We start from the raw sequence: 18,344 nt of genomic DNA on the forward strand, positions 1-18,344 counted from the left end.
GGTCAGGAGCCCAGACGGTAACCGGGGGCGCTGGAGTCAGGACTTCTTCCAGGTCGCGCAGCCCGTGGTCTTGAAGTAGCCGTCCTGCGCGGAGATCGTCACGACCGCCGGGCCGGTGGGGTTGTCGTTGGCGGCGATGGAGTCGATGGTGTGGCCGGCGTCCTTGGCGCGCTCCCAGTAGCAGCCGGCCGAGCCCTCGGCGGGGCCGGTGGACTTGTAGGTGCCCGGGGCGAGGTCGAGGCCCACCTTGAACATGCCGCCGTCGCCCGCGGCCTCGGTCTTCGGGGAGCCGCCGGCGGCCTTCGGGTCGACGGCCTCCCAGTCCTTGCAGCCGGTGGACTTGAAGAGCTTGTCGCCCGCGCCGATGGTCACGTAACTGGCACCCACCACGTTGTCGTTGGCGAGGATCGAGTCGACCTCGCCCGAGGCGTCCTTGGCGCGCTCCCAGTAGCAGCCCAGGCCCTTGTTGCCGGTGGTGCGGTAGGTGCCGGGCTGGACGTCCGAGCCGACCTGGAAGGTGCCGCTGCCGCGCATCGCCGCCTTCTTGTCGTCCTTCTTGGGCTCGGCCGCCTTCTGGCTCTGCTCGCCGGTGCCCGGCTTGGCGCTGGAGGCCGCCGGCTTCGCCTTCGTGTCCTTCGCGCCGTCCGCAGCACCGCCCCCGGTGCAGGCGCCGACCGCGACGAGCGCGAGGACCGCGCCGCAGCCCGTGAGCACCTTGTGGCGGGCGATCCAGCTCTGGCGCGGGGTGGAGTACTGGGACATGGGTGTGCTCCTGTCTCGTGTCTCTGTCTGGCGTGTCTGGTGTGTCTGCTGTCTGTGGTGCGGCCGGCGTGCTCCGCCTGTTGACGGGATCATCAGAGCAGAGGCTGTGAACCGAGTCAACACGATTCACGGGTTTGCTTCGATTCACGCTGTGAAGTGGATTCCGGACTGTGTACCGGTATGCTCCCGGCATGCTGGAGGAGAACGTCCCCGAGGTCACCGCCGCCGAGATCGCCCGCCTGGCCGGGGTCGGCCGGGCCGCCGTGAGCAACTGGCGCCGCCGCCACCCCGACTTCCCCAAGCCCGTCGGCGGCACCGAGACCAGCCCCTCCTTCGCGCTGCCCGAGGTCGAGGACTGGCTGCGGGCCCAGGGCAAGCTCGCCGAGGTCCCGCTGCGCGAACGCGTCTGGCAGCAGATCACCGCCCACCCCGGCGGGGCCGTCGCCGCGCTCGTCGAAGCCGGCGCCGTACTGCTCGTCGTACGGGACCGGCCCGCGCAGTGGCTCCAGCTGGCCGCCCTCCCCGACGAGGGCCTGGCCGCGCAGCTGCCCGCCGTACGGGACCAGGTGCTCGCCGCCCGGCTGGGAGCGGGGCACCCGGTGGCCGCGGCGCCCGGCGCCGGCGCCGTGCCGCTGCTGCGCGCCGTCGCCGAACTGGCCGCCGGGCCCGGCGCCCGCCAGGCGTTCGAGTTCCTGCTCGGCCGCCACCTGGAGGCCAACCCCCGCCAGTACACCCTGACCCCCGACGGCTGCGCCGAGCTGATGGCCGGCCTCGCCGGTCCCGGCGTCCGCAGCGCCCTCGACCCCGCCTGCGGCACCGGCAGCCCGCTGCGCGCCCTCGCCGGCGCCACCGTCCTGCACGCCCAGGACTCCTCGCCCGAACTGGCCGCGCTCGCCGCGCTGCGCCTGGCCCTGCACGGCTCCGCCCAGGTCCGCGCGGCCGCCGCGGACAGCCTGCGGGCCGACGCCTTCGCATCGGCGGCCGTCGACGCCGTGCTCTGCCACCCGCCGTTCAACGAACGCAACTGGGGCCACGAGGAACTGGCCTACGACCCCCGCTGGGAGTACGGCTTCCCCGCCCGCACCGAATCCGAACTCGCCTGGATCCAGCACGCCCTGGCACACCTGCGCGAGGGCGGCACCGCCGTCCTGCTCATGCCGCCCGCCGCCGCGGCCCGCCGCTCCGGCCGCCGCATCCGCGCCGACCTGCTGCGCCGGGGCGCCCTGCGGGCCGTCGTCTCCCTCCCGGCCGGCGCCGCGCCCCCGTACGGGATCCCGCTCCAGCTGTGGGTACTGCGCCGCCCCGCCCCGGGCGCCCCCGCCCCGGCCGGGCTGCTGCTCGTGGACACCGCGGGCCTGGACCCCGAGGGGCCCTCGCAGGCCCGGGCCGCGTGGCCCGACGTACGCGAGGCGGTACTCGCCACCTGGACGAACTACGACCGCACCGGCGCGACCCCCGAGGTCCCCGGGGTCAGCCGCGTCGTACCCGTCATCGAACTGCTCGACGACGACGTGGATCTCACCCCCGCCCGCCACCTGCCCCCGCCCGCCGCCGGCGGCGGCCTGGCCGAGCTGGCCGCCGTACGCAAGCGCCTCGACACCACCCTCGCCCGCGCGGCCCGGCTCACCCCGCCGCCCGCCGCCCCGGCCGACGAGGCCGCGGCCCGGCTGTCGCAGACCACCATCGGCGAACTCGCGCGCGCCGGAGCCCTGCTGCTGCGCGCCGGCACCGGCACCGGCAGCGCGGAGCTGCCCGTGCTCACCGAGTACGACGTCTACGCCGGAACCGCCCCCTCCGGCACCCCCGCCGCCGCCGGCCCCGACGCCGGGGAGCCGCTCGTCGCCGAACCGGGCGACGTGGTCGTCCCCGTCGTCGGCGCCGTCGGCACCGCCCGGGTCGTCACCGAGGACCCGGCCAGCGGGGTCGGCGCCGTGCTCGGCCGCAACCTCCAGCTGCTGCGCCCCGACCCGGCCGCGCTCGACCCGTGGTTCCTCGCCGGGTTCCTGCGCGCCACCGCCAACACCCGCCGCGCCAGCAGCCACGCCTCCACCGCCACCCGCCTCGACGTGCGCCGGCTCCAGCTGCCCCGGCTGCCGCTGGCCGAACAGCGGCGCTACGGGGCACGGTTCCGGGCGCTCGCCGAGTTCGAGGACGCGCTGAGGCTGGCGGGGCGGCTGGGGGAGCAGCTCGTACAGGGCCTGTACGACGGGCTGTCGGACGGCAGCGTCACGCCCGGCTGACCGTGCTGCGACCCTGCAACGGTTGGGTCCATCCCCTCACGAACGGCCGGAAACGCTGTATACGCTTCGAGCCGTCACCTTTCCGTACGGCCCGTCAGGAGCACCGATGCACGGCCCCGGCCTCCCGCCGCAGCAAGGCCCCCACGGCCACCGGCCGCCCCTGTCCGGTGCCGCGATGACGCTGCGCGTGCTGTTCACGGCGCTGCCCGTACTCAGCTGCGGTTTCTTCGCCTGGGGTGCGATGCTGCGGCTGGCGATCCTCACCCGCAAGCCGCGGGACTGGGCGCTGCTGGTGCTCAGCCTGGTGCTCTCCGTCGTCTGGATCGTCTTCATCGAGATCGACCCGACGGCCGACACCAACGGCTGGCAGGGCAACCTGGGGGCCGGTGGCTCGATCTTCACCGGCTTCGCGGTCTGCGTGTACTACCTCGTCGGCGACATCAAGCACCACGAGGCGAAGGCCCTGGCCCCGGCGCCCGCGCCCTGGTACCCGGCGCCGCAGGCCCCGTACGGCGGGCAGCCGCAGCACCAGCCGCCGCACCAGACCTCCCCGGGCTACGGCTACCCGCCCGCCGGGCAGCCCGCCCAGCCGCCGGTCCAGCCGCACGTGCCCCCGCAGCAGCCGGCCCCGCCCCCGCGCCTCGGGCAGGTCCGCGCCGAACTCGACGAGCTCAGCGAACTCCTGCGCAAGCAGACCGCCCTCCGGCCCCCGCAGCCCGGCGGCCCCTACCAGGACCCGAACAGCACCGCGATCCAGGACCCCCAGCAGTGACCGAGCGGGAACGCCTCATCGGCGAGCGCTACCAGCTCGCCACCATCCTCGGACAGGGCGGCATGGGCCAGGTCTGGACGGCCTACGACCGCCGCCTGGACCGCCGCGTCGCCGTCAAGCTGCTGCGCCCCGACAAGGTGGCCGGCCCCGGCACCGTCGCCGAGGAACTGCGCCGCCGCTTCGTGCGCGAATGCCGGGTCACCGCCCAGGTGGACCACCCCGGCCTGGTCACCGTCCACGACGCCGGCAGCGACGGCGACGAGCTGTACCTCGTCATGGGCTACGTCGAGGGCTCCGACCTCGCCGACCACCTCGCCGAGCACGACCCCTACCCCTGGCCGTGGGCCGTCGCGGTGGTGGCGCAGCTGTGCGCGGTGCTCTCCGCCGTGCACGCGGTGCCGATCGTCCACCGCGACCTGAAACCGCGCAACGTGATGGTCCGCCCCGACGGGACCGTCCTGGTCCTGGACCTCGGCGTCGCCTCCGTGATGGACACCGACACCACCCGCCTCACCAGCACCGGCTCCCCGATCGGCAGCCCCGCCTACATGGCGCCCGAACAGGCCATGGGCGGCGCGGTGGGCCCGTACACCGACCTGTACGCCCTCGGCGTGCTGCTGTACGAACTCCTCAGCGGCAACGTCCCCTTCGCCGGATCCACCGCCCTCGGCGTCCTCCACCGCCACCTGTACGAACCCCCGGCCCCGGTGCGCCCGCTGCGCCCCGAGATCCCCCAGGAGCTGGAGGCGGTCCTGCTGCGCCTCCTCGCCAAGGACCCCCAGGACCGCCCCGGTTCCGCCCAGGAGGTCTACGAGGCCCTCGCGCCGCTGCTCCCGGCCCCCGGCAGCCGCCTCCCGGCCGGCCCCCTCGACCCGACCCGCCCCTTCCTGCGCCCCCAGGCCCCCTGGCCGGACCGGGCCGCCGTGGTCCCGCCGCGGCCGTCCGCGCCCCCGGCGCCGCCCCGCCCCGACATCCCGGGCGCGGTGGACGAGGCCCGCAAGCTGCTGGACCAGGGGCGGCTCACCCAGGCCGTGGACATCCTCGGCGGCATCCTCCCGGCGGCCGCCGCCGAGCACGGGGAGCACTCACCGGTGGTCCGCAGCCTGCGCAAGCAGTACGCGGCCACCCTGATGGACGACGGCCAGTACCGCCGCGCCCTGCCCGAACTGCGCCGCCTCGCCGACCAGTTCCCGGCCGGGGACCCCCAGTCGCTGCGCTTCCGCTACGACGCCGCGCAGTGCCTGGAGCAGCTGGGCGAACCGGCGGCCGCCCTGGCGGAGTACCGCTCGCTGCTGCCCCTGTTCGAGAACCACTACGCCAACCCGGACCCGGGCCTGCCGCTGGAGGTCCGCCGCCGGATAGCGCACCTGCTGCTCTCCCTCGGCGACCGCCCGGCGGCCCACGACACCCTGGTCCGCCTCCTGTTCGACGCGGACCGGCTGCACGGCCCCGCCCACCCGCTCCCGGTGGAGATCCGCCGCACCCTGCAATGGCTGGGCCAGGTGCGCTGACCCGGCGGTGGACCGCTACGCCACCGCGCCCCGCCGCCGGCGCCGCAGCAGCGTCCCGAGCAGCACCAGCACCGACACCCCCGCGGCGGCCGCGCCCGTGAGCAGCCCCGGCGGGCTGAACTCGCAGCTCAGGGTGGTGCTGCGGCCGTCCAGCGGGAGGGCGAGCAGGCCCAGGCGGGCCCGGGCCTCCCGGCCGTCGCAGGTCCAGCCCGCGATGGCCGGGACCGCGACCACCGCCGTGCCGGCGCTGCCCGGGGGCAGGGTGGCGGTCAGGCCCGAGGAGGTGACCTCGACCCGGGTGGCCGCCGATGCCCTCAGCTGCGCCACCGCCGCGCCCAGCCTGGCCCGGTCCAGGCAGGACAGGGCCCACAGGTCGGGGGCGGGCCGGTCGAAGACCAGCTTCGAGGCGGGCCCGCGCGAGAGCCCCAGCGACTGGAGCGCCGCCCGGTTCTTGGGAGGGTTGCCGTTCAGCTTGAAGGGCCGCCCGCCGGCGAGGCGGGCCGTGGCGTTGTACTCCGGGGCCCACAGGAAGGCCTCGGTGCCCGCCCGGCAGATCCCGGGCGCGACCGGGTCCTCGTACACCTTCGCGCCCAGCAGCAGCTCCTGGTTGGCGAAGGGGGAGTCGCCGTACGCCGGGAGCGGTCCCGCCGGGCGGACGGTGACCAGCGGCAGGGCCTCGGCGCGGGCGACCGTACCGTCGGGCTTCAGCCGCGCGCCGACCGCGAACACCGCGTCCGTCACCGGGTTGTCGAGGCTCTGGACGCTGCGGCCGCGCGAGGTCCAGCCCGCGCCGAGCGCCGTCATGGTGCGGGTGAACACGTCCGGGGTGTGGCTGCTGTAGTACGAGCCGCCCTCACCGCCCAGCAGCATCGGGTCGTTGCCCGACAGTGCGGGCCGGCCCGCGTCGGTCCGGTACGCCGGCCAGCCCTCGGCGCCTGCCAGGGCGCGGGCGCGCGCGGTGTGGGCCCGGTTCCAGGACGGGTAGTCGTCCAGCCCGGCCAGCTTGCCCTTGTGCCCGTACGCGGTGGTCGCCGCGGCCTGCGCCACCAGCACCGCCGCGAGCAGTCCGGCGGCGGGCAGCAGCAGCCGCCGCCGGCCCAGCGCCCACCAGGCCCCGGCCGTCAGCGCCAGCCCGCCCGCGAAGAGCGCGTACCCCCACACCGTGGGCAGGGCGCTGCCGCTCGCCCACAGCGCGGCGGCCGTCAGCAGTCCGGCCCCCGCCGCGAGCGCCCGCACCCCGGGCAGGCCCGCGGCGAGCCCCGTCCAGGCGGCGATCACCGCGATCCCGGCGAGCACGAAGGTCTGCCGGTACGCGCTGCCGTTCGGGGTCGCGAACAGGTGCCAGGCCAGGTGGGTCGGCGCCCACTGCAGGGACAGCAGCACGGCCGCCACCAGCCCCGCCCACCAGCAGCGGGTACGGGCGGGCAGCGCCCGGTGGAAGGGCAGGGCCGCCACCAGCAGCAGGGTCCCGGTGCCCACGAACACGGCGGGGGAGTTGAAGGAGTACGTCGCCGGCAGCAGCCGCGCGAACAGGTCGGACCACGGCACCGGCTGGAACTCCTTGAACCAGCCCGGGTACGCCTGCTTCGAGCTGAGGAACAGCGGCACCAGCACCGGCGCCGCGAGGCCGATCCCCAGCAGTGTGGTCACGGCCGCCCGCCCGATCACCAGCGCCCGCTCGCGCGACCCCTCCCGGGTCAGCACCACCCGCACCACCAGCACCAGCGCCGCGCCCAGCGTGGCCATGTACGCGGTGTAGAAGTTGGCCGTCCAGCTCACGGCCACCACCAGCACCCCCAGCACCGGACGCCGAGAGCGCAGCGCCCACTCGCCGGTCAGGCACAGCAGCGGGAAGGCGATCAGCCCGTCCAGCCACATCGGGTTGTACGCGGCCTCGATCACCGACCAGCCGCACAGCGCGTACGAGGCCCCCAGCAGCCCCGCCGCCCACCACGGCCCGGGCCGCTGGGTGCGCAGCAGCCAGGCCATCGCCGCCGCCGCGGCCGCCATCTTGAGCACGGTGACCACGTACACCGCGAGGTCGATGTCCTCGCGCGGGAAGAGCGCCACCAGCACGGCGAACGGGCTCGTCAGGTACGTGCCGAAGTCGGGCAGGAAGCTGGTGCCGTACCCGGACTGCCAGTTGAGCAGCAGACCGCCCTCGGCCCGCCCGTGCAGCAGGTCCCACAGGTGCGCGTGGAAGGGCACGAACTGGTTGCCGAGGTCGTTGACGCTGCGGTGGCGCGACCCGTACGGGAACACGCGCGCGACGGCGTCCCCGCCGCACACGGCCACCGCCGTGACCAGCGCGGCGACCACCGCCCCCAGCACCCCCGTCCGACGCCCGGAGCGCCGGGGGGCCTTCGTGGCGGGACGGTCCGGAATCTGAGGCGGAGCGAGCTGCGATGTCGACATGGTGAGGCGACGATCTCAGGAACGCGGGGCTCCACGGTAACCGGGGAGTGAACTCGCACCCCAACACCGCCGGAATCGTTGGTCGAACCGGTGGCTCGGGCCACTCTGACTGCATACCATCGATCACCGCACGGACCTTGTGCACCGACGCACAATCTCCCGCCCCTGGAGGCTCCTTTGCACCGTCGCACAGCGCTCTCCGTCTCCGCCGTCCTCCTCGTGGCGGCCCCCCTGCTGACCGCCTGTTCGGGCGAGGCCCGGCCCGGCACCGCGGCCGTGGTCGGTGGTGAGCGCATCACCACCTCGGCGCTCCAGGCCCAGGTCAATGACGTGCGCGCCGCCCAGAACCGGTCCGAGCAGGGAGCGCAGCTGATCGGGGCGACCTCCGGCCTGGAGCGGCTGAAGCTGAACAAGATGATCCAGAGCGCCGTCCTGGAGCGGGCCGCGAAGGACGCCGGGCTGAGCGTGAGCGCCAAGGAGACCGAGGACGTCCGCAAGGCGCAGCTCCAGCAGGTGGGCGGCGAGAAGGCCCTCGCGGACGCGGCGCTCCAGCAGGCGCAGCTGGCCCCGGACCAGATCGAGGCGGACACCCGCTTCAAGCTGTTGCGCGACAAGGTCTTCGCGCACTACGGCAGCCAGGACAAGGCCCTGGTCAAGCTCGGGGAAGCGGCGAAGGCCCTGCGCATCGAGGTCAACCCGCGCTACGGCCGCTGGGACGCGCAGCAGATCCTGCTCGGCGACCAGGAGACCCCGTGGATCACCCAGCGGACCCGTCCCGAGCAGGCGGCCCCCGCCGGAGCCTGACGGCCGCGGGCGGAGGTAGGTTCGGAGGGTGACCGAGACCGACACCGCCGCCCCCGCCGAGCCCACCGGCCGGATCGTCCTGCTGACCGCCAGCCACCGGGTCGCCCCCGGGCTGCTGTCCTGGCCGGCCTGGCAGACCCTGCACGCCGCGGACCGGGTGCTGTGCGCCGACCCGGGCCACCCGCAGCTGCCGTACCTGCGCGAGGCGGGGGTCGAGGTGACGCACGAGAGCCCCGACGCGCAGGCGCTCGTCGAGGCGTGCGCCGGGGGCCGCACGGTCGTGGTGCTCCCCGGCGGCGAGGGCGACCAGCGGCTCACGGACGGGCTGGCCCGGCTGGCCGGCTCGGGCCGCGTCTCCATGCCGGACCTGGAGCTGCTGCCCGGCTCCTACGACCTGCCCGGCGCGCGGCTGCTGGACCTGGTGCAGGTCATGGACCGGGTGCGCCGTGACTGCCCCTGGACCTCGAGGCAGACCCACGAGGGGCTGGTGAAGTACGCCATCGAGGAGGCGTACGAGCTGGTCGAGGCGATCGAGGACGGCGACCGGGAGGCGCTGCGCGAGGAGCTGGGCGACGTCCTGCTCCAGGTGGTCTTCCACGCGCGCATCGCGGAGGAGGACGGTGAGGAGCCGTTCTCCGTCGACGACGTCGCCGGGGACCTGGTGGACAAGCTGATCCGGCGCCACCCCCATGTCTTCGGGGACGCCGAGGCCCACTCCCCGGAGGACGTCAACGCCCACTGGCAGGCCACCAAGGCGGTCGAGAAGCAGCGGGACTCGGTCACCGACGGGATCCCGCTGGGCCAGCCCGGGCTGGCGCTCGCGGCCAAGCTCGCCGGCCGGGCCCGTACGGGCGCGGTGGCCGTGGAGCTGCCGCGGGGCGAGGGCATCGGGTACGAGCTGCTGGAGCTGGCGGCACGTGCGGAGGCGGCGGGGACCGACCCCGAGACCGCGCTGCGCGCGGCGGCCCGCGTCTACCGGGACGCGATCCGGGCGGCCGAGGGCGTCGGCACCGCCTAGCCCCCTAGCCCCCTAGCCCCCTAGCCCCCTGGACCCCTGGACCCCTGGACCTGTGACCCCTGGGCCTCTGACCCCTGGGCCTCTGACCCCTGATCCCTGGGCCCCCGTGGGCCTCAGTCCTCGCGCGGGGCGCGCGCGGACGGGTCGTGCCAGTGCGGGGCGGGGCGGTGCAGGAACCACTCGCCGAAGCCCAGCGGCCGGGTGCGCGCGGAGCCGGCGGCGGGGACCGCGTCGTGGAAGAGCCGGTCGGGGCGGGCCCCCAGTTCCTCCAGCAGGTGGAGGGTCTCCTCGAGGAACAGGGCCGGCCCGCTGAGGTAGACGTCCCGCTCCCGCCACAGGCTCCGGTTGCCGAGCGCGGTCGCCAGCCGGTCGGTGGCCTGGTTGCGGTGCTGCCCGGGGGCGGGCGTGATGTAGGTGACGCCGAGCCAGTCGCAGGCGGCGGCGTACTCGTCTATCAGGGGCCGGTCGTAGAGGTGCGCGGCGTCCCGGGCGACCACGAAGAGCCGTACGTCCTGATCGGGAGGGTGATCCACGAGTTCCTCCACCATGGCCCGCACGGGCGCCCAGCCGGTGCCGGCGGCGATGAAGGTGATGGGGCGGTCCTCGCGGCGCAGGGTCAGCCGCCCGCCGGGGGCGCCGAGCCGCAGCAGCTCGCCGGGCTGGATGTCGCGGACCAGCGCGGTGCTGAGCCGGCCGCCCTCGATACGGCTGACGTGGAGGTCGACGGTGTGGTCGGGGCGGGGCGCGTTGCCGAGGGAGTACGTGCGCCACGTGGTCGGGACGCGGTCGCTGCTCACGCTCACGTACTGGCCGGGCCGGTAGGGGAGCGGGGTGCGCGGCGCGAGGGTCAGTACGCCGATGTCCTGCCCGTACTGGAGGTGGCGCACCACCTCGGCGTCCCACCAGGGAGGCTGGGTGCTCGCGTCGGCGCCGGCGGTCATCGCGTCGGCGATGACCTGGTAGGCCTCGGCCCAGGCCTTCTCGACGGCCGGGGTCCAGGCCTCGCCGGAGGTCTCGGCGAGGGCGGCGAGCAGGCTGGCGCCGACGGCCGCGTAGTGCTCGGGGCCGACGAGGAACTTGCGGTGGTCGCGCCCGAGGTCGCGTAGATAGGGGACGAGGGTCTCGCTCTCCAGGTGGCTGACGACATGGGTGAGCGCGGCGAAGAGCCGGTCGCGCTGGCGCTCCATGTCCTCGAAGGAGGCCGGGAAGAGGTCACGGATCCCGGGGTTGTGCCAGAAGAGGTGGGAGTAGAAGAACTTGACCGCGTGCTCGGCCCGTCTCTCCACCACCGCGAAGCTGCTTTTCAAGATCCTCACATCCACAAAACCGAAAGTAGGAATGTCGTGGAACCTGACGTCAAGTGATGTCCGATCTGCGGACAGCCGCGACGAACGGGCCATATGGGATGGCCCGTGGCGAGCCGGGATACCGTCGACGGGTGCACGATCAGACCCCCGCCGCCCCGGCCGACGCGTCCTGCCCCCAGGGGCCGACCCTCTTCGACTGGGAGTTCGCGACCGATCCCTATCCGGCCTACGCCTGGCTGCGCGAGCACTCCCCGGTGCACCGCACCAGGCTCCCCAGCGGGGTCGAGGCCTGGCTGGTGACCCGGTACGCCGATGCCCGCCAGGCCCTCGCCGACCAGCGGCTGAGCAAGAACCCGGCGCACCACGCGGAGCCGGCGCACGCCAAGGGCAAGACCGGGATCCCGGGGGAGCGCAAGGCGGAGCTGATGACGCACCTGCTGAACATCGACCCGCCGGACCACACCCGGCTGCGGCGGCTGGTGTCGAAGGCCTTCACCCCGCGCCGGGTGGCCGAGTTCACCCCGCGCGTACAGGAGCTGACCGACCACCTGATCGACAAGATCGTTGAAAATGCAGGGGCCGCGCAGAAGGGGGAGGCGGACCTCATCCACGAGTTCGCCTTTCCGCTCCCCATCTACGCCATCTGCGAGATGCTCGGCGTACCGCGCGAGGACCAGGACGACTTCCGCGACTGGGCCGGGATGATGATCCGCCACGGCGGCGGACCGCGGGGCGGGGTCGCCCGCTCCGTGAAGCAGATGCGCACCTATCTCGGGGAACTGATCCACCGCAAGCGGGACGATCTGGGCAATGACCTCATCTCCGACCTGATCCGGGCGAGCGACCACGGAGACCACCTGACGGAGGCCGAGGCCACGGCGATGGCCTTCATCCTGCTCTTCGCGGGCTTCGAGACGACCGTGAACCTCATCGGCAACGGCATCCACTCCCTCTTCATGAACCCCGGCCAGCGCGAGCGCCTCCAGGCCTCCCTCGCGGCCGGGGAGAGCGGCCTGCTGGAGACCGGCGTCGAGGAACTGCTGCGCTACGACGGCCCCGTGGAGCTGGCCACCTGGCGGTTCGCCACCCGGCCGCTGACCCTCGGCGGGAAGGACATCGCGGCCGGGGACCCGGTCCTCGTGGTCCTGGCGGCGGCCGACCGCGATCCCGCGCGGTTCGACGGCCCGGACACCCTGGACCTCTCCCGGAGTGACAATCAGCACCTCGGATACGGGCACGGAATCCACTACTGCCTCGGAGCCCCGCTCGCCCGGCTCGAAGGGCAGACGGCGCTCGGAACTTTGCTGAAGCGTCTGCCGGATCTGGAACTTGCGATTCCCCCCGCGGACCTGCGCTGGCGCGGCGGACTCATCATGCGGGGCCTGCGCACCCTCCCCGTCCGCTTCACACCCCCAAACGTTTAGGAGCGCCGAGCGGGGCACGAGCGGAGCCGGACTGACCGGAAGTCAGTCCACCGCCGAACTTGTGACATCCGTTCGAAGGCGGCTAGGTTCTCCCGTTACCCCGCCGTTATACGAAAGGTGCAGTCTTCATGCTTCCCGGGAACGGCCGCCACAGACGCCCCCGCCAGGTACCCGCGATCGTCGTCACCGCAGGAGTGACCGGCTCCGCGCTGGCCCTGCCGCTGCTCGCCGCCACCGGCGCGAACGCGGCCGACACCGCCACGTGGGACAAGGTCGCCGACTGCGAGAGCGGCGGCACCTGGAGCGCCAACTCCGGCAGCGGTGCTTACGGCGGACTGCAGTTCACCCTGGAGCAGTGGAAGAACGCGGGCGGGCTCGCCTACGCGGAGCGCCCGGACCTCGCCAGCCGTTCCCAGCAGATCGCCGTCGCCGAGCGGGTGCTGGAATCCCAGGGCCCCCAGGCGTGGCCGCTGTGCTCCGCCTCGGCCGGGCTGGCCCAGAAGGGCCCGAAGCCCGACGTGGACCCGGGTGACAACAAGAACCCCGGGCCCGTCGCGCCCACCCCGTCCCGGCCGGACGGCTCGGTGCCCGTCACCGGCAAGGGCAAGCCCTCCACGGACTTCGGGGCCCCGACCCCGAAGCCGAACGAGCCGTCCACCGGCCCGAGCGGGCTGCCGGACTACCCGCTGGGCCCCTCCAGCGGACTGCCCGTCATGCCCGAGCCGGACTTCACGGTGACGCCCACCACGCCCACCACGCCCACGCCCACCGACCCGGCCCTGCCGCCGACCACCCCGCCGGTCGCCCCGACCGTCCCGGGCACCCCGGGCACCCCGACCACCCCGGGCACCCCCAGCACCCCGGGTGCCCCGGCCACCCCCACCACCCCGGCGGACCCGACGGCCCCGGTCACCCCCGGCGTGACCCCCTCCGCCCCCGCCACCCCCGGCGCGCCCTCGGGCACCCCGTCCGCCACGGCGGCCGACGGTGCGGGCAAGCACCGCGGTCCGGCCGCCATCGAGGTGCCCGCGGCCCCTGGCACGGCGTCAGCCGCCACGGGGTACACCGTGAAGCCGGGCGACAGCCTCGCGGCCATCGCGGACGCCAACGGCCTCAAGGGCGGCTGGGGCGCCCTCTACAAGGCCAACGAGCAGGTCATCGGCCAGGACGCGGACCTCATCAAGCCGGGCCAGAACCTGGATCTAACCAAGAAATAGGGGTAGTTCGGACACCCATAAAGGGCTGAATGTCCGTTATCGGTAAATGAGACATGCGTCTCTTCCGGTCAACTGGCGTGTCTGGTTCCGGAACTTCCGCAAACCCCGTTCTCACCTGCGCAAACGCGCCTTTGAGGAATGCAAGTAGGCCGGTTTCTCCCTGATGATGCGCGTTGAACATCGGGGAGAGACCTGTCTACCTTCTGAATCGCTCGCCACCGCGAGCTCCTTCGACCGCATCGCCGAATCCTGCCGGCGGACGGAGGGAACAGTCGTCGCGCAAGCGCCGAAGGCAGGAGCGGGGGAACCAAGGTAGGCGCCGGGAAAGGCCGTTGAAAGACGGCCGCGTACCGGCTTGGGGTTAAGCCACGCGCCAGTCGCGTGACCGGGCACTCATCCGTCCGAACCCGACAGCTCACCTCGAAGGCGTCGGTGAGGAGAACTCCATGCTGCTTTCCGGCAAGGGCAAGCACCGTCGCGGCTCCAAGGCCGTCCGCATCGTCACGCTCGCCGGCGTCGCCGGTGTCGCCGTCGCGGCCCCGCTGATGGCCGCGGGCACCGCCAGCGCCGCCACGGCGTCCGAGTGGGAAAAGGTCGCCTCCTGCGAGTCCGGTGGCAACTGGTCCATCAACACCGGCAACGGCTACTACGGCGGCCTGCAGTTCTCGTCCTCCACGTGGGCCGCGTACGGCGGCAAGGCGTACGCCTCGCAGGCCAACCAGGCCACCAAGGGCCAGCAGATAGCCATCGCCGAGAAGGTCCTCAAGGGCCAGGGCAAGGGCGCCTGGCCGCACTGCGGCGTCGGCCTGTCCAACTCCTCGTACAACGGCGGCGGCTCGACCACCACCCCGGCCAAGCCGAAGCCCGAGACCAAGCCGGCCAAGCCCGCCCCGGCGAAGCCCGAGGCCGCCAAGCCCGCGAAGCCGGCCACCCCGAAGGTGGAGAACAAGGCCACCAAGGCCCCCTCCCCGGTGACCAAGCCGCAGACCCCGAAGACCGAGGCCCCGAAGACCGGCAACGGCTCCTACGTGGTCAAGGAGGGCGACACCCTGGGCACCATCGCCGAGGCGAACGGCGTCAAGGGCGGCTGGGAGAAGCTCTTCGAGCTGAACAAGGACGTCGTCTCCGACGCCGACCTGATCTTCCCGGGCCAGAAGCTGAAGCTCAGCTGAATCCCGGCGTAACACTCGCAGCACCCCCGCCGCCCGGCGCGTGGACTCCACGCGCCGGGCGGCGGCATGTCGTCCGGGAACACCCGCCCTTCGGGGCCGGACCGCCCGCACAGCTCGCGGAATCAAGGGTCCTATGTCCCGGAAGACGGGTATTCAGCCCCTTTTTCGTCCCAGGACCCGGGCGGTCGGCCGGTCGAGTGCCCGGAGCCGGTTAGGCTCTAGTCGGCAGGGCCGTCCCACGGTCCACCTGCCACCGCACACCCAGCGTCACATCCCAGAAGGAGATGCTCGTGCCGTCCATCGACGTCGTCGTAGCCCGGGAAATCCTGGACTCCCGAGGCAACCCCACGGTCGAGGTCGAGGTGGGCCTCGACGACGGCAGCACCGGCCGTGCTGCCGTTCCGTCCGGCGCCTCCACCGGTGCCTTCGAGGCCATCGAGCTGCGTGACGGCGACCCCAGCCGTTACTTCGGCAAGGGTGTCGAGAAGGCCGTCCTCGCCGTCATCGAGCAGATCGGCCCGGAGCTCGTCGGCTACGACGCCACCGAGCAGCGCCTGATCGACCAGGCCATGTTCGACCTGGACGCCACCGACAACAAGGGCTCGCTCGGCGCCAACGCCATCCTCGGCGTGTCCCTCGCCGTCGCGCACGCCGCGTCCGAGGCCTCGGACCTCCCGCTCTTCCGCTACCTCGGCGGCCCGAACGCGCACCTGCTGCCCGTTCCGATGATGAACATCCTCAACGGTGGGTCGCACGCCGACTCCAACGTGGACATCCAGGAGTTCATGATCGCCCCGATCGGCGCGGAGTCCTTCTCCGAGGCGCTGCGCTGGGGTGCCGAGGTCTACCACACGCTCAAGAAGGTCCTGCACACCAAGGGCCTCTCCACCGGTCTCGGTGACGAGGGCGGCTTCGCCCCGAACCTGGAGTCCAACCGCGCCGCGCTCGACCTCATCGTCGAGGCCATCAAGCAGGCCGGCTACACCCCGGGCAAGGACATCGCGCTCGCGCTCGACGTCGCCGCGTCCGAGTTCTACAAGGACGGCAAGTACGAGTTCGAGGGCCAGTCCCGCTCGGCCGCCGAGATGACCGAGTACTACGAGGAGCTCGTCTCCGCGTACCCGATGGTCTCCATCGAGGACCCGCTGTACGAGGACGACTGGGCCGGCTGGAAGACCCTCACCGACAAGCTGGGCTCCAAGGTCCAGATCGTCGGCGACGACCTCTTCGTCACCAACCCGGAGCGCCTGGCCCGCGGTATCGAGGAGGGCTCCGCGAACGCCCTGCTCGTGAAGGTGAACCAGATCGGTTCCCTGACCGAGACCCTCGACGCCGTCGAGATGGCCCAGCGCAACGGCTTCAAGTGCATGATGTCGCACCGCTCCGGCGAGACCGAGGACGTCACCATCGCCGACCTCGCCGTCGCCGTGAACTGCGGCCAGATCAAGACCGGCGCCCCGGCCCGCTCGGACCGCGTCGCCAAGTACAACCAGCTGCTGCGCATCGAGGAGATCCTCGACGACGCCGCCGTCTACGCGGGCCGCTCCGCCTTCCCGCGCTTCAAGGGCTGACACCCCCCGGGGCTTAGCCTCCGTACGTCCCCGCACTCGGTCCCGTACCGTGTGCGGGGACGTATTGCGTAGTGCGCGCGCAGGGGAGGCGGGGCCATGGCCGGGAACCGGGACCGGTTCTCCACCTTCTCGACGGCGACCCGGCTCAAACAGCTCGGCGAGCGGACCGCGGCCCACGTCTACCGGTCCCAGTCCCGCCGGCACATCCGCCGCAGCCGGCTCACCGGCCGGGCGGCACTGCTGGTGCTCGTCCTCTGTACGCTGGTCGTCGCCCTCGCGTATCCGATGCGCCAGTACGTCTCCCAGCGCTCGGAGATCGTGGACCAGCAGCGGGCCGCCGACGACGCGCGCAAGCGCCTCGAACAGCTCCGGGACGAGAAGGCCCGCTGGCAGGACCCCGCCTACGCGGAGCAGCAGGCGCGCAGGCACCTGCACTTCCTGCGCCCGGGGGAGATCGGCTACATCATGACCGACCCCGGGGCCGCGGCCCCGGAGCACCGCCGCGGCGGGCAGGACGGCTCGGACCGCCCCTGGTACTCCAACGTCTGGGACGGCGTCGACAAGGCCGACCGCCCCGGCGACTGACCCACCCATCACGTACGACCGAACGAAGAGACTTCCTCCAGGCATGCAGACGCCCCCGCCCCAGACCGACCGGACCGAGCCGACCGACGCGGACATCGAGGCGTTCGAGCAGCAGCTCGGCCGCCCGCCGCGCGGGCTGCGCGCCATCGCGCACCGCTGCCCCTGCGGCCAGCCGGACGTCGTCGAGACCGCCCCCCGGCTGCCCGACGGCACCCCATTCCCCACGCTGTACTACCTGACGTGCCCGCGCGCGGCCTCCGCGATCGGCACCCTGGAGGCCAACGGCGTGATGAAGGAGATGCAGGCCCGGCTCGCCGAGGACCCGGAACTCGCCGCCGCGTACCAGAAGGCGCACGAGGACTACATCCAGCGCCGCGACGCCATCGAGGTGCTCCAGGGCTTCCCGAGCGCCGGCGGCATGCCGGACCGGGTCAAGTGCCTGCACGTGCTGGTGGGCCACTCGCTGGCCGCCGGCCCCGGGGTGAACCCCTTCGGCGACGAGGCCCTGGCGATGCTGCCGGAGTGGTGGGCCAAGGGCGCCTGCGTCACCCCGTGCGGGGAGAAGACGGAGTCCGAGGCGTGACCCGGGTCGCGGGCATCGACTGCGGCACGAACTCCATCCGGCTCCTCGTCGCCGACTGCACTGCGTCCGACAGCGCCTCCGGCGCGGGGCCCACCGGGGAACTGACCGAGCTCGACCGCCGGATGATCATCGTCCGGCTCGGCCAGGGCGTGGACAAGACCGGCCGGCTGGCCCCCGAGGCCCTGGAGCGCACCTTCGCGGCCTGCCGCGAGTACGCCGCGGTGATCAAGGAGTTCGGCGCCGAGCGCGTGCGGTTCGTGGCCACCTCGGCCTCGCGCGACGCCGAGAACCGCGACGAGTTCGTCCAGGGCGTCATGGACATCCTGGGCGTCGAGCCCGAGGTGATCTCCGGGGACCAGGAGGCGGAGTTCTCCTTCACCGGCGCCACGAAGGAACTGACCGGCACCGACCACCTGGAGAAGCCGTTCCTCGTCGTCGACATCGGCGGTGGCTCGACCGAGTTCGTCCTCGGGGAGGACCACGTACGGGCCGCCCGCTCGGTCGACGTCGGCTGCGTCCGCATGACCGAACGCCACCTGGTGGTGGACGGCGAGGTCACCGACCCGCCGACCGCGGCCCAGATCGCCGCCATGCGCGCCGACATCGAGGCCGCCCTGGACCTGGCCGCCGAGACGGTCCCGCTGGGCGAGGCCCGCACCCTGGTGGGCCTCGCGGGCTCGGTGACCACGGTCGCCGCGATCGCCCTCGGCCTGGCCGAGTACGACTGGTCGGCGATCCACCACTCCCGGATCTCCTACGAGCAGGTCCGCGAGATCAGCGACCGCATGCTGACCTCCACCCACGCCGAACGCGCCGCCATCCCGGTCATGCACCCGGGCCGGGTCGACGTGATCGGCGCGGGCGCTCTGGTGTTGCTCGCGATCATGGAGCGCATCGGAGCCTCCGAGGTCGTCGTCTCCGAACACGACATCCTCGACGGCATCGCCTGGTCCGCGGCCTGAG

Annotated in this window: 15 protein-coding genes and 1 riboswitch; of the genes, 12 read left to right on the forward strand and 3 right to left on the reverse strand. The window is 73.3% G+C overall.

The features are described 5' to 3' along the window. Positions 1-36: 36 nt before the first annotated feature. Complete coding sequence (locus OOK34_RS15945; protein ID WP_267034538.1) at positions 37-762, reverse strand: hypothetical protein; 726 nt, start codon at positions 760-762, stop codon at positions 37-39. A gap of 191 nt (positions 763-953) precedes the next feature. Here OOK34_RS15945 and OOK34_RS15950 point away from each other — a divergent pair, with 191 nt between their 5' ends. From OOK34_RS15950 to OOK34_RS15960, 3 genes are all read left to right on the forward strand, one after another. Then, positions 954-3,002 (forward strand): N-6 DNA methylase, encoded by a 2,049-nt coding sequence (locus tag OOK34_RS15950; protein ID WP_267034539.1) that lies wholly within the window; start codon positions 954-956, stop codon positions 3,000-3,002. Between the two features lie 106 nt (positions 3,003-3,108). Further along, complete coding sequence (locus OOK34_RS15955) at positions 3,109-3,774, forward strand: hypothetical protein (protein WP_267034540.1); 666 nt, start codon at positions 3,109-3,111, stop codon at positions 3,772-3,774. Then, complete coding sequence (locus OOK34_RS15960; RefSeq protein WP_323183426.1) at positions 3,771-5,285, forward strand: serine/threonine-protein kinase; 1,515 nt, start codon at positions 3,771-3,773, stop codon at positions 5,283-5,285. The genes OOK34_RS15955 and OOK34_RS15960 overlap by 4 nt, the downstream gene beginning before the upstream one ends. Before the next feature lie 15 nt (positions 5,286-5,300). Here the strand turns inward: OOK34_RS15960 and OOK34_RS15965 are convergent, their stop codons facing one another. After that, positions 5,301-7,700 (reverse strand): YfhO family protein, encoded by a 2,400-nt coding sequence (locus OOK34_RS15965; protein ID WP_267034541.1) that lies wholly within the window; start codon positions 7,698-7,700, stop codon positions 5,301-5,303. Positions 7,701-7,877: 177 nt separating this feature from the next. On the opposite strand from OOK34_RS15965, the gene OOK34_RS15970 reads away from it, so the two are divergent. Together OOK34_RS15970 and OOK34_RS15975 are read left to right on the forward strand one after the other, a co-directional pair. Continuing rightward, positions 7,878-8,504: a SurA N-terminal domain-containing protein gene (locus OOK34_RS15970; protein WP_267034542.1), complete on the forward strand. Its 627-nt coding sequence runs from the start codon at positions 7,878-7,880 to the stop codon at positions 8,502-8,504. 28 nt (positions 8,505-8,532) lie between these two features. After that, on the forward strand, positions 8,533-9,522 hold the full coding sequence (locus OOK34_RS15975) for a nucleoside triphosphate pyrophosphohydrolase (protein WP_267034543.1): 990 nt from the start codon (positions 8,533-8,535) through the stop codon (positions 9,520-9,522). Positions 9,523-9,635: 113 nt separating this feature from the next. Here the strand turns inward: OOK34_RS15975 and OOK34_RS15980 are convergent, their stop codons facing one another. Further along, positions 9,636-10,838, reverse strand: coding sequence for a globin domain-containing protein (locus OOK34_RS15980; RefSeq protein ID WP_267034544.1), 1,203 nt, complete (start codon positions 10,836-10,838; stop codon positions 9,636-9,638). A 122-nt stretch (positions 10,839-10,960) separates the two neighbouring features. On the opposite strand from OOK34_RS15980, the gene OOK34_RS15985 reads away from it, so the two are divergent. The 7 genes from OOK34_RS15985 (at position 10,961) to OOK34_RS16015 (ending at position 18,343) form a co-directional block, all read left to right on the forward strand. Then, positions 10,961-12,253 carry a cytochrome P450 gene (locus OOK34_RS15985; RefSeq protein WP_267034545.1) on the forward strand — a complete coding sequence of 431 codons (1,293 nt, stop codon included), beginning with the start codon at positions 10,961-10,963 and terminating at the stop codon, positions 12,251-12,253. A 128-nt stretch (positions 12,254-12,381) separates the two neighbouring features. Further along, complete coding sequence (locus tag OOK34_RS15990; protein WP_267034546.1) at positions 12,382-13,470, forward strand: transglycosylase family protein; 1,089 nt, start codon at positions 12,382-12,384, stop codon at positions 13,468-13,470. 274 nt (positions 13,471-13,744) lie between these two features. After that, a riboswitch (cyclic di-AMP (ydaO/yuaA leader) is annotated at positions 13,745-13,914 on the forward strand. A gap of 2 nt (positions 13,915-13,916) precedes the next feature. Further along, complete coding sequence (locus OOK34_RS15995; RefSeq protein WP_267034547.1) at positions 13,917-14,642, forward strand: transglycosylase family protein; 726 nt, start codon at positions 13,917-13,919, stop codon at positions 14,640-14,642. A gap of 284 nt (positions 14,643-14,926) precedes the next feature. Next, the gene (eno, locus tag OOK34_RS16000; protein ID WP_267034548.1) at positions 14,927-16,213 is read left to right on the forward strand and encodes a phosphopyruvate hydratase; all 1,287 of its coding nucleotides are present in this window, start codon (positions 14,927-14,929) and stop codon (positions 16,211-16,213) included. A 96-nt stretch (positions 16,214-16,309) separates the two neighbouring features. After that, positions 16,310-16,798, forward strand: coding sequence for a septum formation initiator family protein (locus tag OOK34_RS16005; RefSeq protein WP_267034549.1), 489 nt, complete (start codon positions 16,310-16,312; stop codon positions 16,796-16,798). 43 nt (positions 16,799-16,841) lie between these two features. After that, entirely contained in the window at positions 16,842-17,381 is a 540-nt protein-coding gene (locus OOK34_RS16010; protein ID WP_267034550.1) for a DUF501 domain-containing protein, read from the forward strand. After that, positions 17,378-18,343: a Ppx/GppA phosphatase family protein gene (locus OOK34_RS16015; protein WP_267034551.1), complete on the forward strand. Its 966-nt coding sequence runs from the start codon at positions 17,378-17,380 to the stop codon at positions 18,341-18,343. Before OOK34_RS16010 ends, OOK34_RS16015 begins: the two co-directional genes overlap by 4 nt. The last annotated feature ends 1 nt before the right edge of the window (position 18,344 follow it).

This window comes from Streptomyces sp. NBC_00091 (genome assembly GCF_026343185.1).
GTDB lineage: Bacteria > Actinomycetota > Actinomycetes > Streptomycetales > Streptomycetaceae > Streptomyces.

What these genes read in the sequence shown, in the direction of transcription:
- OOK34_RS15945 (WP_267034538.1), bottom strand. Translation starts at nt 762, where the DNA reads ATGTCCCAGTACTCCACCCCGCGCCAGAGCTGGATCGCCCGCCACAAG.
- OOK34_RS15950 (WP_267034539.1), top strand. Translation starts at nt 954, where the DNA reads ATGCTGGAGGAGAACGTCCCCGAGGTCACCGCCGCCGAGATCGCCCGC.
- OOK34_RS15955 (WP_267034540.1), top strand. Translation starts at nt 3,109, where the DNA reads ATGCACGGCCCCGGCCTCCCGCCGCAGCAAGGCCCCCACGGCCACCGG.
- OOK34_RS15965 (WP_267034541.1), bottom strand. Translation starts at nt 7,700, where the DNA reads ATGTCGACATCGCAGCTCGCTCCGCCTCAGATTCCGGACCGTCCCGCC.
- OOK34_RS15990 (WP_267034546.1), top strand. Translation starts at nt 12,382, where the DNA reads ATGCTTCCCGGGAACGGCCGCCACAGACGCCCCCGCCAGGTACCCGCG.
- OOK34_RS15995 (WP_267034547.1), top strand. Translation starts at nt 13,917, where the DNA reads ATGCTGCTTTCCGGCAAGGGCAAGCACCGTCGCGGCTCCAAGGCCGTC.
- eno (WP_267034548.1), top strand. Translation starts at nt 14,927, where the DNA reads ATGCTCGTGCCGTCCATCGACGTCGTCGTAGCCCGGGAAATCCTGGAC.
- OOK34_RS16005 (WP_267034549.1), top strand. Translation starts at nt 16,310, where the DNA reads ATGGCCGGGAACCGGGACCGGTTCTCCACCTTCTCGACGGCGACCCGG.
- OOK34_RS16010 (WP_267034550.1), top strand. Translation starts at nt 16,842, where the DNA reads ATGCAGACGCCCCCGCCCCAGACCGACCGGACCGAGCCGACCGACGCG.